This is a genomic window from Bradyrhizobium sp. SZCCHNRI2009 (assembly GCF_032485115.1).
Lineage (GTDB): Bacteria > Pseudomonadota > Alphaproteobacteria > Rhizobiales > Xanthobacteraceae > Bradyrhizobium.
Window position 1 is genome coordinate 219,736 of record NZ_JAUEUH010000005.1, and the last position, 13,517, is coordinate 233,252.

General features: G+C 65.1%; 12 protein-coding genes. 7 read left to right on the plus strand and 5 right to left on the minus strand.

Translation table 11 applies throughout. The annotated features are described in order from the left end of the window. Positions 1 to 28 precede the first annotated feature (28 nt). A complete protein-coding gene (locus tag QX041_RS19410) occupies positions 29 to 1,750 on the plus strand; it encodes an alpha-amylase family protein (RefSeq protein ID WP_316166294.1) in 1,722 nt (573 codons plus the stop codon). 27 nt (positions 1,751 to 1,777) lie between these two features. Here QX041_RS19410 and QX041_RS19415 read toward each other — a convergent pair whose 3' ends face one another. From QX041_RS19415 to QX041_RS19425, 3 genes are all read right to left on the minus strand, one after another. Next, complete coding sequence (locus QX041_RS19415) at positions 1,778 to 2,434, minus strand: nucleotidyl transferase AbiEii/AbiGii toxin family protein (protein ID WP_315715130.1); 657 nt, start codon at positions 2,432 to 2,434, stop codon at positions 1,778 to 1,780. Continuing rightward, positions 2,406 to 2,747: a hypothetical protein gene (locus tag QX041_RS19420; protein ID WP_315825563.1), complete on the minus strand. Its 342-nt coding sequence runs from the start codon at positions 2,745 to 2,747 to the stop codon at positions 2,406 to 2,408. Before QX041_RS19420 ends, QX041_RS19415 begins: the two co-directional genes overlap by 29 nt. Before the next feature lie 239 nt (positions 2,748 to 2,986). Beyond that, the gene (locus QX041_RS19425; protein ID WP_316166295.1) at positions 2,987 to 4,585 is read right to left on the minus strand and encodes an alpha-amylase family glycosyl hydrolase; all 1,599 of its coding nucleotides are present in this window, start codon (positions 4,583 to 4,585) and stop codon (positions 2,987 to 2,989) included. A 153-nt stretch (positions 4,586 to 4,738) separates the two neighbouring features. On the opposite strand from QX041_RS19425, the gene QX041_RS19430 reads away from it, so the two are divergent. Then, complete coding sequence (locus tag QX041_RS19430) at positions 4,739 to 5,407, plus strand: MBL fold metallo-hydrolase (RefSeq protein WP_316166296.1); 669 nt, start codon at positions 4,739 to 4,741, stop codon at positions 5,405 to 5,407. A gap of 44 nt (positions 5,408 to 5,451) precedes the next feature. Here the strand turns inward: QX041_RS19430 and QX041_RS19435 are convergent, their stop codons facing one another. Then, complete coding sequence (locus QX041_RS19435) at positions 5,452 to 6,909, minus strand: PHB depolymerase family esterase (protein ID WP_315751890.1); 1,458 nt, start codon at positions 6,907 to 6,909, stop codon at positions 5,452 to 5,454. A 454-nt stretch (positions 6,910 to 7,363) separates the two neighbouring features. Here QX041_RS19435 and QX041_RS19440 point away from each other — a divergent pair, with 454 nt between their 5' ends. After that, positions 7,364 to 8,605, plus strand: a complete 1,242-nt coding sequence (locus QX041_RS19440; RefSeq protein ID WP_316166297.1) for an LLM class flavin-dependent oxidoreductase — start codon at positions 7,364 to 7,366, stop codon at positions 8,603 to 8,605. Between the two features lie 175 nt (positions 8,606 to 8,780). Here the strand turns inward: QX041_RS19440 and QX041_RS19445 are convergent, their stop codons facing one another. Then, on the minus strand, positions 8,781 to 9,191 hold the full coding sequence (locus QX041_RS19445; protein ID WP_315825568.1) for a response regulator: 411 nt from the start codon (positions 9,189 to 9,191) through the stop codon (positions 8,781 to 8,783). A gap of 289 nt (positions 9,192 to 9,480) precedes the next feature. On the opposite strand from QX041_RS19445, the gene QX041_RS19450 reads away from it, so the two are divergent. The 4 genes from QX041_RS19450 (at position 9,481) to QX041_RS19465 (ending at position 13,387) form a co-directional block, all read left to right on the plus strand. Next, positions 9,481 to 10,299: an outer membrane protein gene (locus QX041_RS19450; RefSeq protein ID WP_316166298.1), complete on the plus strand. Its 819-nt coding sequence runs from the start codon at positions 9,481 to 9,483 to the stop codon at positions 10,297 to 10,299. Between the two features lie 115 nt (positions 10,300 to 10,414). Then, positions 10,415 to 10,726 carry a hypothetical protein gene (locus QX041_RS19455; protein WP_315715122.1) on the plus strand — a complete coding sequence of 104 codons (312 nt, stop codon included), beginning with the start codon at positions 10,415 to 10,417 and terminating at the stop codon, positions 10,724 to 10,726. A 216-nt stretch (positions 10,727 to 10,942) separates the two neighbouring features. Then, complete coding sequence (locus tag QX041_RS19460; protein ID WP_213737209.1) at positions 10,943 to 11,101, plus strand: hypothetical protein; 159 nt, start codon at positions 10,943 to 10,945, stop codon at positions 11,099 to 11,101. Between the two features lie 909 nt (positions 11,102 to 12,010). Next, complete coding sequence (locus QX041_RS19465) at positions 12,011 to 13,387, plus strand: cytochrome P450 (RefSeq protein WP_316166299.1); 1,377 nt, start codon at positions 12,011 to 12,013, stop codon at positions 13,385 to 13,387. Positions 13,388 to 13,517 lie beyond the last annotated feature (130 nt).

Genomic DNA, 13,517 nt, shown 5'->3' on the forward strand with positions numbered 1-13,517 from the left:
GGCCGGGCGGCGCAACGAGGCGCCGTCCATGATCGACGATCTCTGGTACAAGAATGCGGTGTTCTACTGTCTGTCGGTCGGCACCTATATGGACGCCGACGGCGATGGCATCGGCGATTTCAAGGGGCTGACGCGCCGGCTCGACTATCTGCACGGGCTCGGCATCACCGCGATCTGGCTGATGCCGTTCCAGCCCTCGCCGCAGCACGACGACGGCTACGACGTCGCCGACTATTACGGCGTCGACCCGCGCTACGGCACGCTCGGTGATTTCGTCCAGTTCACGCATGGCTGCAAGCAGCGCGGCATCCGCGTGATCATCGACCTCGTCGTCAACCACACCTCCGACCGGCATCCCTGGTTCGTCGAGGCCCGCAGCTCGAAGCAATCGCGCTACCGCGACTGGTATGTCTGGTCGGACAAGAAGCCGGCCAATGCCGACAAGGGGATGGTGTTTCCCGGCGTGCAGAAGTCGACCTGGACCCGCGACAAGGAATCGGGCGCCTGGTACTTCCACCGCTTCTACGACTTCCAGCCCGATCTCAACACCTCCAATCCCGAGGTGCAGGCAGAGATCCTGAAGATCATGGGCTTCTGGATCCAGCTCGGCGTCTCCGGCTTCCGCATGGACGCGGTTCCGTTCGTGATCGCGGCCAAGGGCGCCGATGTCAGGAAGCCGGTCGAGCAGTACGACATGCTCAGGACCTTCCGCGAATTCCTGCAATGGCGCCAGGGCGAAGCGATCATCCTGGCCGAGGCCAACGTGCTGCCGGAAACCGACATGGAGTATTTCGGCGACGACGGCGACCGCATGCACATGATGTTCAACTTTCACGTCAACCAGCATCTGTTCTACGCGCTGGCGGCCTCCGACACGCGGCCGCTGGCCGAGGCGCTTTATCAGACGAAGGCGCGGCCGGCCTCGGCGCAATGGGGCCTGTTCCTGCGCAATCACGACGAGCTCGATCTGGGACGCCTGACCAAGCCGCAGCGCGCGGCGGTGTTCGCGGCGTTCGGCCCGGACAAGAACATGCAGTTGTACGATCGCGGCATTCGGCGGCGGCTGGCGCCGATGCTCGGCGGCGACCGCCGCCGCATCGAGCTCGCCTACAGCCTGATGTTCACCTTGCCCGGCACGCCCGTGATCCGCTATGGCGACGAGCTCGCGATGGGCGACGATCTCAGCCTGGCCGAGCGCAATTGCGCGCGCACCCCGATGCAATGGTCGACCGAGCCGCATGGCGGCTTCACCAAGAGCGACGCGCCGGCGTCTCCGGTGATCGATCACGGCCCCTATGGCTATGATCACATCAACGCCGCCCGGCAGCGGCGTGATCCGAATTCCATGCTGAACTGGACCGAGCGCATCATCCGCATGCGCAAGGAGGTGCCGGAAGTCGGCTGGGGCGATTTCGAGGTGATCGCGACCAGGGATCCGGCCGTGCTGATCATGCGCTACGACTGGCGCAACAACTCGGTGCTGTTCGTGCACAATCTCGACGAGAAGCCGCGGGAGATCAGCTTCGATGCCGGACTGCCGGACGATGGCGGGAAGCTGCTGATCAATCTGCTGTCGGAGGATCACAGCCAGGCCGACGACCGCGGCCGCCACACCCTGGTGCTCGAGCCCTACGGCTACCGCTGGTACCGCGTCGGCGGATTGGACTATCTGCTGCGGCGAAGCGATATCGAGACGAAGAGCCCGGTGAAAAAGCGGCGGAAGGCGCGGCGGCGATCGACGACCAACTGATGACGGGCGTCTTCAAGGAGAACGGCTTCAGCCGCTCGGCTGCGCATCTCGTTCGTGAACGAGGCGCTGAATTTCGACCAACGCCTCCAACGCCATTTCGCAGGAGGTGTCGACGAACTTCTCTCCGCGAGCCGTCAAATTGATGAGGTCTCGCATTTCCGCCTGGAACTGATATCTTGCCAGACTTAAACGATTGTGTGCGGCCGATACGACATCGCGGGTCATTGCCGGAGATTGCGCGATCTCGCCGAGCGCCGGTCGATCATAGAGATAGACCGCGGCAAGGTCGAACGTGTCGCGCGCCGTGTAGGTCGATGCACGATAGATCAACTTTTTCGTCGCAATCTCTGCCGGTCGCTCCGCCGGTATAATCCGGCCGCCGAAGCTCAACGGATACGTCGGATGATCCGTAAAGGTGGGCGCATTCAAGAAATCGATCTCACCTACGTCCCGGAGAATCAGCTTCAGATATTTGCCCGGCCATTGCCACGTATCGCAAAGGGCCTTCGTGACAGGATTCATGTTCGGCGCGAGCCGCTTCAGGGCCGTGCTCGAATCCAGAAAGATGTCGACGTCGTAGCTGATGCGATGATCGAAGCTCTGCGCCAGGGCCGTGCCGCCCCCGAACGTCCACGCCCCAGGGCCGCCCTCCAGGCTATCGAGGGACAGCAGCGCCTTCTGCATGAGGTCTTGCCACCTCGAAGGCCGCCATTTCCCTGACCCATCTCTCATTTTCGGACCCCACAACCTGCCAAGTGTCGATCGCCTTCGATAGTTCTTCGAACGTCACAGCCTTGTCGAGGACGAGATGATGGATCACAGAGGCATCAATTTCGTCAAAGAACGCCTGCACGTGGACACGCCATTTCGGCTCCAGTTTCTCGGCTTTGAGGCAGGCCAGCAACGTCGCCTCGCCAATGCGGACCGGCAGCGGCGTATTGATCGTGGTCACGGCCGCGGTGAGACTGTCAGACGTCGTCGGCGGCGGCGTATTCATCAGTTCGAACTCCCGCGAAGTACCGGTTTCGGAGACCAGTACACGTCATCTCCTTGAAGGCCGAAGATTCCCCGGCATCTGTCGCGCAATATGGCGCCGTTCGGTGGGAACCTCAACAATTCCGGGGACACGGCGGCACGGAAGACCCGAGCAATACGGCTGAAGGCGTCCAGCGAAGCCCTGCGATCGGGCCTCAACGACATCGATTGCGACGCGCCGCCCCCTCGCCGGAGAAGTGGCTACGTCCTCCTGCCGACGACCACGCCCTCATTGCCGCGCAGATCCAGCGTGCCGTCGATGCGCTCGCCGCCGCGGTCGAGCCAGGTCGAGAGCAGGATCTCGCCGGTAAGGCCGCCTGCTTCGGTCGCGATGGAAACCGGCTCGCCGCCGAGATTGAGCGCGATGGTCAGCACCTCGCCGTCGTCTTCGCGGCGGTAGAGCAGGAGATCGCCTTGCGCCGCGACCGACCGATAGGACCCGGTGACGAGCACGCGGTGCTGCTTCCGCAGACGAATGAGCGCACGGGTGAGATTGAGGATCGAGCGCCGGTCGGCGGTCAGATTGACGACATTCTCATGCATGTAGTCATCGGCAACCGGCAGCCACGGCGCGGCTTGGCTGAAGCCGGCCTGCGGCAGCGCGCTCCATTGCATCGGGGTGCGGCAGCCGTCGCGGCCGACGCCGATGCCGGGCACGTTCTTCTCGAAGGGATCGCGCACCTGCTCCGGGCTGATGGCGACCTGATGCATCCCGATCTCGTCGCCGTAATACAGCGTCGGCGTGCCGCGCAAGGTCAGCAGCAGCATCGCCGCTACCCGCGCCTGCTCGGGTCCGACACGGCTCGCCACCCGGGGCCGGTCGTGGTTGCCGAGCACCCAGTTGGGCCAGGCGCCCGGTGGCAGCGCGGCTTCGTAGTCGGCGATGATCCTCTCGATCTCGCGCGCATGCCAGGGCGCGGACAGCAGCGCGAAATTGAACGGCAGATGCGCGCCGCCGAGATCCTTGCCGTAATAGGTCATCAGCCGCTCCAGCGGCAGGTAGATCTCGCCGATCAGCACGCGGTCGTCGAATTCGTCGATCACCTGCCGCATCTCGGCGACGACCTCATGCACTTCCGGTTGGTCGGCGGAGTAGCGCGACAGGATCTGCTCATGCGGCGGCCTTCCGCCGTGATAGTCGGGATTGGCCGGGTTGTCGCGAAACTCGGCGTCCTTGATGAGGTGCCAGATCACGTCCACGCGAAAGCCGTCGACGCCCTTGCGCAGCCAGAACCGCATGACGTCATAGATCGCCGCCCGCACCTGCGGATTGCGCCAGTTCAGGTCCGGCTGCTCCGCCAGGAAGGCGTGATAGTAGTACTGCCCGGTCTGGGACGCGAACTGCCAGGCGCTGCCGCCGAACTCGGACAGCCAGTTGTTCGGCGGCCCGCCATCGGCGGCCGGATCGCGCCAGATGTACCAGTCGCGGTGCGGGTCGTCGCGCGAGCGGCACGCCTGCAGGAACCAGGGATGCTGATCGGAGGTGTGGTTCGGCACGAGATCGAGAATGAGCTTGAGGCCGCCGTCATGCGCGGCCTTCACCAGCGCGTCGAAATCCTCCATCGTCCCGAACAGCGGATCGATGCCGGTGTAGTCGGCGATGTCGTAGCCGAAATCGGCCATCGGCGAGGTGAAGATCGGCGACAGCCAGATCGCATCGACACCGAGCGTCAAGAGATAGGGCAGGCGATGGATGATGCCGGTGAGGTCGCCGACCCCGTCGCCGTCGCTGTCCTGGAACGAGCGCGGATAGATCTGGTAGAAAATCCCCTCGCGCCACCAGGCGCCCTGCTCCGCCATGTCGACCGCTTTCTGCTCGCAACGTGCGGCCCAACGCAGGAACCGGCGGCAGGTTCACAAGCCCCGCCTTGGTCGCCCTGGCCGGGACGTCGAGCCGCCGCCCGCAGGGTGTTTTTCACTTGGCGCATTGCGAAAAATCGGCATGCTGGCGCCATGACCGAGCAGAACCAGACCAGGGCGAAGGCCGGCGCGATGATCGTGCCCGTGACGCCGTTCGAGCAGAACTGCACCATCCTGTGGTGCGAGGCGACGAAGAAGGCGATCGTGATCGATCCCGGCGGCGACGTGCCGAACATCCAGGCGGCGATCGCGCAGGCCAATGTCACCGTGGAGAAGATCTGGCTGACGCATGGCCATATCGATCACGTCGGCGGCGCGGCCGATCTGCGCGATCAGCTGAAGGTGCCGATCGAGGGGCCGCATGTCGCCGACAAATTCCTGCTCGACAACGTCGTCACCAGCGGCGCGCGCTTCGGCATCACGGGCGTGCGCGACGTGACGCCCGACCGCTGGCTCGAGGAAGGCGATACGGTCGAGATCGGCGAGCTCGTCTTCGACATCCTGCACTGCCCCGGCCATTCGCCGGGCAGTGTCGTGTTCTTCAACAAGGAAATGCGCTTCGCCCATGTCGGCGACGTCTTGTTCAACGGCTCGGTCGGCCGCACCGACCTGCCCGGCGGCAGCCACGACACGCTGATCCGCTCGATCAAGGACAAGCTGCTGCCGCTCGGCGACGACGTCGGCTTCATCTGCGGCCATGGCGCCGGATCGAGCTTCGGCCAGGAGCGGATGACGAACCCGTTCCTGACGGGGAACGTCTGACCCGCACGTCCCTCGCGCGCGAGCCATGAACGGCGGCGGCGCGTCTACTTCAGGCCGGCCGCTTGCAGGGCACGGTCGATCACGGCGGCGACGTTGATGGTCCGGCGCCGCGGCTTGGCGGTCGCGCCACTGCCGTTGATCGAAGATTCGCCGGTCGACGACTCCAGCCGTTTCGGCTCTGGGGGCTTGGAGACCGCCACGGGCTTGGACTCCGGCTTCTGGTCCGGCTTGGGCTTGGCCGCCTTCCGCGACTCGGATGCCGGCGCCTCGGGCGCGACCTTGGGCTGCGGGACCGCAGCGGATGCCGGTGCAGAGAGCAACATGCCGGTCGGCGACATTCGGGGCTCGACCACTTTGATCTCGGCTGGCTTGACGTCGACCGGCTCCGCAGCGGGGGATGGGGCGTCCGCCGCGCGTCGCAAGATCTTGGTCAAGGCCGGCACCGCCGAGATCGGCGACACCTGCGGGATCAGCTTCGTGCTCGGCGACGTCGTGGCCGCCTTGAGCGGACGAATCCAATCGGTGACGCCGAAGAATTTCGCGATGTGATAGGACGAGGAAATGCCGGCCTCGAGCAGGAACGGTCCGGCCTTGCCATAGCGCTTGTCGTTGGCCGCGAGCCCGATCGGCGTGCCATGCGCCATGTTGGAAATCGTGAACGATTCCACGACGGTCTCGCCGTCGGCATTCCACCATTGCTCATGCGGATAGCCGTTCACCTCGGCTGCGGCCATTGGCGCCAACGGCAGATGGTGCAGGTCCAGCCACTGCTTGACGATCTCGCCCGCATTGTCGGGATGCACCGTGTAGTCCGCTGTGCCGTGCCACACCGACAGCTTCGGCCACTTGCCGCGGTGGTTCGAGGCACGGCGAACGAGATCGCCGAGCTCGCCGGCGGGGCGCGCCGGCGGCATCCGCATCTGCAGGATCGCGTCGCGCATGCTGCGCGCGGTGCCGAACGGCAGCCCGGCGATGACGGCGCCGGCAGCGAACAATTCGGGATGCGCGGAGAGCAGCGCCATGGTCATCGCGCCGCCCGCCGACAGGCCGGTGACGTAGATGCGCCTGGGATCGATGGCATAGTCCGCCACCATGCGCGCGATCATCTCACGGATCGAGGCGACCTCGCCCTGGTCGCGCGTGATGTCCTCCGACTGAAACCAGTTGAAGCAGCGCTGCGGATTGTTGACCCGCTGCTGCTCCGGCAACAGCAGCGCGAAGCCGAAATGCTTGGCGAGCGTCGACCAGCCGGCGCCGAGATCGTACTCGGCGGCGCCCTGCCCGCAGCCATGCAGCACGACGACCAGCGGCGCCAGCGGCTGACGCTGCGCCGGCACATGGGCGAACATCTTCAGGCGCCCAGGATTGGTGCCGAAATGCTCGATCTCGATCAGTGGAGTCTCCGGGGCGCGACGCGGCTGACGATGAAAATCGGCAAATCCGGTGATGCTGTTCAGCTCGCGCAGCCTTCGCAAGTACTCAACATTTTCAGCGAGGGACAACGGCAAGCTCCTTAGGCATTCACGTATTCACGTCAGCGGGTAGACAATCCACCATCACCCAGATGGTTGCTGCAGCGCAAAAGAAAAAGCCCGCGAGACTGCGGACCTCAGCAATTTGATTGCGAATTTCGTTCTTGCTGCGATCTAAATGCCACGCCGAGGCGGCACTTCACGCAGCAATCACCGAAACGCGAACCGCGGAGCACGTCAATCGCCGCGAACGTGAGAGCGAGGCGCGCCGCAACCAGCAAGACCCGCACCACGCGCTCGACGGCATCATCACATGGCGAATCGCTCCGCGCGAATGAAGTGTGAGCACCGATCGGCGATCAGTAAACAAACAAATGGCAGCCATGCACCGGTCGCCGTGCGCGGCAAGATGATTGCCTCACACCGAGGCGCCAACTAGCCTGATCGGCAAGCAACAACGAATTCCGCTTGGGAGAAAACACACATGGCGCGGCTCAAATTTGGCGCTTTCCTCGCTCCGCATCATCCGATCGGCGAGCATCCGATGCTGCAATTCCGCCGCGACCTCGATCTGGTTTCTCAGCTCGACGAGCTCGGCTATGACGAGTTCTGGTGCGGCGAGCATCATTCCAGCGGCTGGGAAATGATTGCCTCGCCCGAGATGTTTCTCGCCGCAGCCGGCGAGCGCACCAAGCGCATCAGACTCGGCACCGGCGTCATCTCGCTGCCCTATCATCATCCCTACAACGTCGCGCAGCGGATGGTGCAGCTCGATCACATGACCGGCGGCCGCGCCATCTTCGGCTCGGGCCCGGGCGCGCTCGCCTCCGATGCCCACACGCTCGGCATCGATCCGATGACGCAGCGCGACCGTCAGGACGAGGCGATCGCGATCATCCGTCGCCTGTTCAACGGCGAACGCGTCACCGCCAAGAGCGACTGGTTCACGATGAATGACGCAGCGCTGCAGATCCTCCCCTTGCAGGAGGAGATGCCGTTCGTCGTGGCGTCGCAGATCTCGCCGTCCGGCATGACGCTCGCGGGCAAATACGGCATCGGCATCATCTCGCTCGGCTCGATGTCGACGCAGGGCCTGATGGCGCTGCCGCAGCAATGGGAGTTCGCCGAGGATGCTGCGAAGAAGCACGGCACGAGCGTGAGCCGCGCGAACTGGCGCGTGCTGTTGTCCTGGCACATCGCCGAGACGCGCGAGCAGGCGCGCCGCGAGGCCGGCCCTGGGCTGATGCGCTGGCACAACGAGTATACCGTGGGCACCCTGATGCGGCCGGGCCTGAAGCCGTTCTCTTCGCCCGATGAAGCCGTCGACAAGACCGCCTTCGTCGACGGCGCGGCGTCGACGATCGGCACGCCCGACGACCTCGTCAAGACGATCAAGAACCTGATGCAGGTGTCCGGCGGTGTCGGCGCCATCATCGGCTTCGTGCACGACTGGGCCAATCCGGAGAACACGCGCCGCAGCTGGGACATGGTCGCGCGCTACGTCGTGCCGGAGATCAACGGCTACATCGACGGGCTGCGCCGCTCGCAGAAATTCGTCATCGAGAACCGCGCCATCTTCGAGCGCGCCGGCCAGGCCGTGATGGCCAAGATCATGGACAACGACAAGGCCGCCGCGGCGCTGTCGCAGACGGGACCCGGCCGCGTCGCGATTCCCGCGGTGAATGCGCCGGACCTGCAGCAGGCCGCGGCGAAGCAGCGAGGGTGAATCAACGACGGTGCGTAGGGCGGATTAGCGCAGCGTAATCCGCCGACCCTCACGAGAGACTTCATCAGGTCGTCGTCGGTATCACGATCGAGCATGGTATATGCCAAGTGGGCAGGTCGCTACGCCGTACCCTGACGGCGGATTACGCTGCGCTAATCCGCCCTACCCATGGCCCTCACCTCACCGCCGCGACCAGCCTCTCGCAGTCGGCGATGGTCGCGATCTGCTTCAGTGTCTCGCGGAGCGCCGGCAGGTCGACGGGCTTCTGGAATTGCGGATAGACGACGAGCCCGAGCACGGTCGCGAGCCGGACGTGCTCCTCGCGCGTGGCGTCCTCGGCGCCGCTGATGAAGATCACCGGCGTGCGCGATTTCAGCTCGTTGAGCAGCAGCAGGATATCGGCGCCGCAGCGATCGCCGAGCGACAGATCCAGGGTGATGCAGTCGAAGGTCCGCTGGCGCAGCACCTCCGCCGCAGCCCCGACCGAGGTCACGCAGGTCGCCTCGTAGCCGCACTGCGCGGCGATCTTGCGCAGGATCGACAGATGCACCTCGGCATCCTCGATCACCAGCAACTGATTGCTCATGCCCTTGCCCTCGTTGTCTGCTGACCAGACGTCAGGTCTGGCCGTTGCTAGATGAGGCCGATGGCCGGGTGGTAAACATTTGGCTCCGTGGATTTACGGGTCAAGAGCACGCGGGGGCCGACCTCGGGCGGGGTGGACCGTCCAACGTCGCTTCGCCCAAGTCGACGTATCTCACCAGCAACACCGCGAACTTTTTGGCTCAGCCGATCGCGATGCAATTGCCGCGTTCGATGCAACCGGCGATGGTGCCGCAACCATGTCGAATCGACGTCGCGCGCTAGGGCAAAGCATGACGAGATCTGGAGTAGCGGCGATTGCGTTCGCGTTCGCGAGCATCGCGCTGGCGGGAGCAGCGAAGGCGGCCGACCTGCCGGTGAAGGCACCGCCGGTCGTCGCCGCGCCGTCGTGGACCGGCGTCTATGCCGGCGTGTCGGTCGGTGCCCGCTGGGCGGACAATGATTGGCGGACCAGCGACATCTCCCCGAACTTCGGTGCCGGCGTGTTCGTGCCGACGGCAGGCACCGGCGGGGCGATGGACAGTGTGGCGGCCAGGATCGGCGGCTATCTCGGCGTGAACTGGCAGTTCGCTCCGTCATGGGTGGCTGGCGTCGAGGGCGACTTTGGCTGGGCCGACAACACCAAGCGGGCGAGTGCGCTGCCGGGCACGGCCGGGCTGTTCTTCGGCACGCCGCTGGTCGGCCTGCCGTCCGGCTCGGTGAAGGAAACCTGGGACGGCAGCGTGCGCGCCCGTCTGGGTTATCTGGTCGCGCCCTCTACGCTGGTCTATGGCAGCGGCGGCGTGGCGTGGCAGCGCCTCGAGCTGAACGCCAGTTGCACCATCGTTCCCGGCAACCCGTTCTGCTTCGGCAGTCCGCACGATGAGACCTACGCCTCGACCCGGGTCGGATGGACCGTCGGCGGCGGCATCGAGCACATGATCGGCGGCCGCTGGCTGGTGCGGGCCGACTACCGCTACGCCGATTTCGGCACCTGGACTCAGCCCTTCTTCGTCGCCGGCGGCGTCGGGGTCGGGTTCGACGACCGCTTCACCGCGCACGTGACGACGCGAACTCATACGGCGACGATCGGCCTCGCCTACAAGTTCTGAGGCGCGGCTGGTCCTGACGCGCACTGTCATGCGCTCGCCGATGAGCGTGAGCACCGTCAAACCATAGGGCCGGCGAGGCTTGGCTCCAGACTGCCCGGGCGCTACTTTGAGCGGCATGCCTGCTGCCAAACCTCAATGCTTTCCACGGCCGCCCGCCCCCGTGTCTGCTGATGAAATCATTTTCATCAAGGACACGATCAAGCGATTCTATGGCGACGACGCGATCGTGCGCAACTTCGGCCCAGACCCGGCTCGCCTACAGCTGCACGTCGAAACCAGCCGCGACATTGGAGCGGCGAGATATGACTGCCTCGGCGTCTTGATGACCCGAATCGACCGCGATCAGATCGCCCTTGAGGTGACGCGGCGGGGCACACGGATATATGGCCACGCGAAACTCGCCTACCGTCATGGCGTCGCACTTTGAAAATAGCCGCCTTGGGACGAACGGACGCGTGCGCGACGCGGCTACGCGCGCAGCCGAGGACGCATCGGCGATCGGGCGTCACGAGGATTTTCTTAACCCCGGCCTGCCATGTTCGCCGCCAATCGCGCACGGTCTGCGGGGGACCGCTCGCGCGTAGGATGCGCCAGGCAGCCCGCCGTCTCGACCCGGCAGGTTTTTCCGCGAGAAAGGTCGCAAATGTCGCTCTCCTCAGCCAAGAACTACGCGCTGCGCGCCGAACGTTCGCAGGACCCCAAGGAGGCCGCCGACCTCCTGGCGAAGGCGATCCTGGAGCTGGCGGCCTCGATCGAGGCAACCGACGCCAAGGTGAAGAAGATCAACAAATCGGGCGGCTGATGGACTTGGCTCCAGGTCGGAACGCGTGGCGGCTTCTGCCTGCGGCGAGGCTTGCCCGCCTCGAAAGATGATCCGCTGACCCTGCGCGGATTGACCGCCGAAATCGCGGCATCACCGGCGAGCGACAGCAGGACGTATTGGCGACCGTCGGGGCCGACGGGCAAATCGCTTCCAGCAAAGCGCCTTTGAGAAGGCGAAACCGCACCGCGCCGGCCTGTCGATCACAGGCTCATCACCATGAAGCGGTGCGCGCCGAAAAACTCATTTCACGAAACACCTCAATCACATCATCCCTGTCCAGTCCTGCGCGCAAAAATATTCTGCTTTCGTTTTTCCGAATCAAGCATACCTTAACGCAGTCCCGTCTCGATTAAGAGGGGCGCTTCGCGGGTCGTCACGAACGTTGAGGCGGGATGCGGTGGGCGTGTCGATGTCGCAGCGTGGTTATCCCGCGCGGACGAACGGCGGCGATGCGCACGGTCAAGTCGCGTGGTCCTGGCACCCCGATGCTGGTGTTACGCTTGCAGCGGCGCTCACGCGTCGCGCAGGCAACGGTGGCCAAAAAGCCCGGCGCACCGGGGAGAACGCGAAGCAGCCGTGAAAACCATCGCGCGGGGAATGCCGGGATGCCTCGGCTGAACCTGTGGTACCTGCCGCCTGCATTTTTTTCTGCAGGCGGGCCATGGGTGCGGCCAGCGCCCGGCATTCCCCGTGCCCTCTGCTTGGGGGGCAGCAAGTCCAGCAGGACTCGGACGCATGAAGCGCGTCGCGAGATCGCCAACGCGTGCGATGCAGCACAACTACACCGAGACGAAATAACGCAGCGTATTGCATGATGGCTGCAACCGCCCTTCAATGATGTGCCGGCGCGTCGCCGCGCCCCGCCGCCTCGAAAACGGAGCCTCCTTGATGTCGATGCAAAGTGTGGCCACGCCATCGTTCCGCCTGACCTCGCCGCGGCGCAACTCACTGACCCATATCCCCGGCGACGAAGGCTGGCCGATCATCGGCAAGACGTTCGAGACCCTCGCCGACCCCAAGGGTCACGTCGAGCGCAACGCCAGGAAGTATGGCCCCGTCTACCGCACCCACATGTTCGGCGAGGTCAACGTCGTGCTGCTCGGCCCCGAGGCCAACGAGCTGGTGCTGTTCGACCAGGCCAAGCTGTTCTCGTCCGCGCATGGCTGGGGCCACATCCTCAACCTGCTGTTTCCGCGCGGCCTGATGCTGCTGGACTTCGACGAGCATCGCATGCACCGCAAGGCGCTGTCCGTCGCCTTCAAGGCCGGGCCGATGAAGTCCTATCTCGCCGGCCTCGACCGCGGCATCGCCGCGCGCATCGCGCAGTGGAAGGCAAATCCGGGCGAGATGCTGTTCTATCCGGCGATCAAGCAGCTCACGCTCGACCTCGCCGCGACGTCCTTCCTCGGCACCGAGATCGGGCCGGAGGTCGACGCCATCAACCGCGCCTTCGTCGACATGGTCGCGGCCTCGGTGGCGCCGATCCGCAGGCCGCTGCCAGGCACGCAGATGGCGCGCGGGGTCAAGGGCCGGCAGCGCATCGTCGCCTATTTCTCCGAGCAGATCCCGTTGCGACGTGCGAAAGGCGATGGCGACGATCTGTTCTCGCATCTGTGCCGCGCCACCGATGACCACGGCGCGTTGCTGTCGACGCAGGACATCGTCGACCACATGAGCTTCCTGATGATGGCGGCGCACGACACGCTGACCTCGTCGCTGACCTCCTTCGTCGCCCAGCTCGCCGCGCATCCACAGTGGCAGCAGAAGCTGCGCGACGAGGTGACGAGCCTCGGCCTCGCCAAGGACGAACCGATGACCTCGGAGCATCTGGAGAAGATGAAGCTGACCGAGATGGCGTTCCAGGAGACCCTGCGGCTGATGCCGCCGGTGCCGTCGCTGCCGCGCCGTCCGATCCGGGATTTCACCTTCAAGGGCTACGCGATTCCCGCCGGCACCGGCGTCGGCATCAACCCGATGTACACCCATCACATGCCGGAGATCTGGCCGGAGCCGGAGCGGTTCGACCCGATGCGCTTCACCGACGAGGCCCAGCGCGGCCGCCACCGCTTCGCCTGGGTGCCGTTCGGCGGCGGCGCGCACATGTGCCTCGGCCTGCACTTCGCCTACATGCAGGTGAAGTGCTTCGCGCGGCACTTCCTCGCCAACCTCGAGGTCTCCTTCGCCCCCGGCTATCAGCCGAACTGGCAGGTCTGGCCGATCCCGAAACCGCGCGACGGGCTGAAGGTGATGCTGAAGGCGGTGTGACCCGCGCGCATTGATGCAGCGAGGGCGCCAAGGATCTTGGTTTGTTGCGGACTCTTTCCCCCTCGTCTTCCTCCTCGTCATGGCCGGGCTTGACCCGGCCATTCATCCTGCTGCAATGCGCGGATGAGCG

Excerpts from the sequence above, each read along its gene's own strand:
- QX041_RS19410 (WP_316166294.1), top strand. The coding sequence starts at position 29 with ATGATCGACGATCTCTGGTACAAGAATGCGGTGTTCTACTGTCTGTCG.
- QX041_RS19415 (WP_315715130.1), bottom strand. The coding sequence starts at position 2,434 with ATGCAGAAGGCGCTGCTGTCCCTCGATAGCCTGGAGGGCGGCCCTGGG.
- QX041_RS19420 (WP_315825563.1), bottom strand. The coding sequence starts at position 2,747 with ATGAATACGCCGCCGCCGACGACGTCTGACAGTCTCACCGCGGCCGTG.
- QX041_RS19425 (WP_316166295.1), bottom strand. The coding sequence starts at position 4,585 with ATGGCGGAGCAGGGCGCCTGGTGGCGCGAGGGGATTTTCTACCAGATC.
- QX041_RS19430 (WP_316166296.1), top strand. The coding sequence starts at position 4,739 with ATGACCGAGCAGAACCAGACCAGGGCGAAGGCCGGCGCGATGATCGTG.
- QX041_RS19440 (WP_316166297.1), top strand. The coding sequence starts at position 7,364 with ATGGCGCGGCTCAAATTTGGCGCTTTCCTCGCTCCGCATCATCCGATC.
- QX041_RS19445 (WP_315825568.1), bottom strand. The coding sequence starts at position 9,191 with ATGAGCAATCAGTTGCTGGTGATCGAGGATGCCGAGGTGCATCTGTCG.
- QX041_RS19450 (WP_316166298.1), top strand. The coding sequence starts at position 9,481 with ATGACGAGATCTGGAGTAGCGGCGATTGCGTTCGCGTTCGCGAGCATC.
- QX041_RS19455 (WP_315715122.1), top strand. The coding sequence starts at position 10,415 with ATGCCTGCTGCCAAACCTCAATGCTTTCCACGGCCGCCCGCCCCCGTG.
- QX041_RS19460 (WP_213737209.1), top strand. The coding sequence starts at position 10,943 with ATGTCGCTCTCCTCAGCCAAGAACTACGCGCTGCGCGCCGAACGTTCG.
- QX041_RS19465 (WP_316166299.1), top strand. The coding sequence starts at position 12,011 with ATGTCGATGCAAAGTGTGGCCACGCCATCGTTCCGCCTGACCTCGCCG.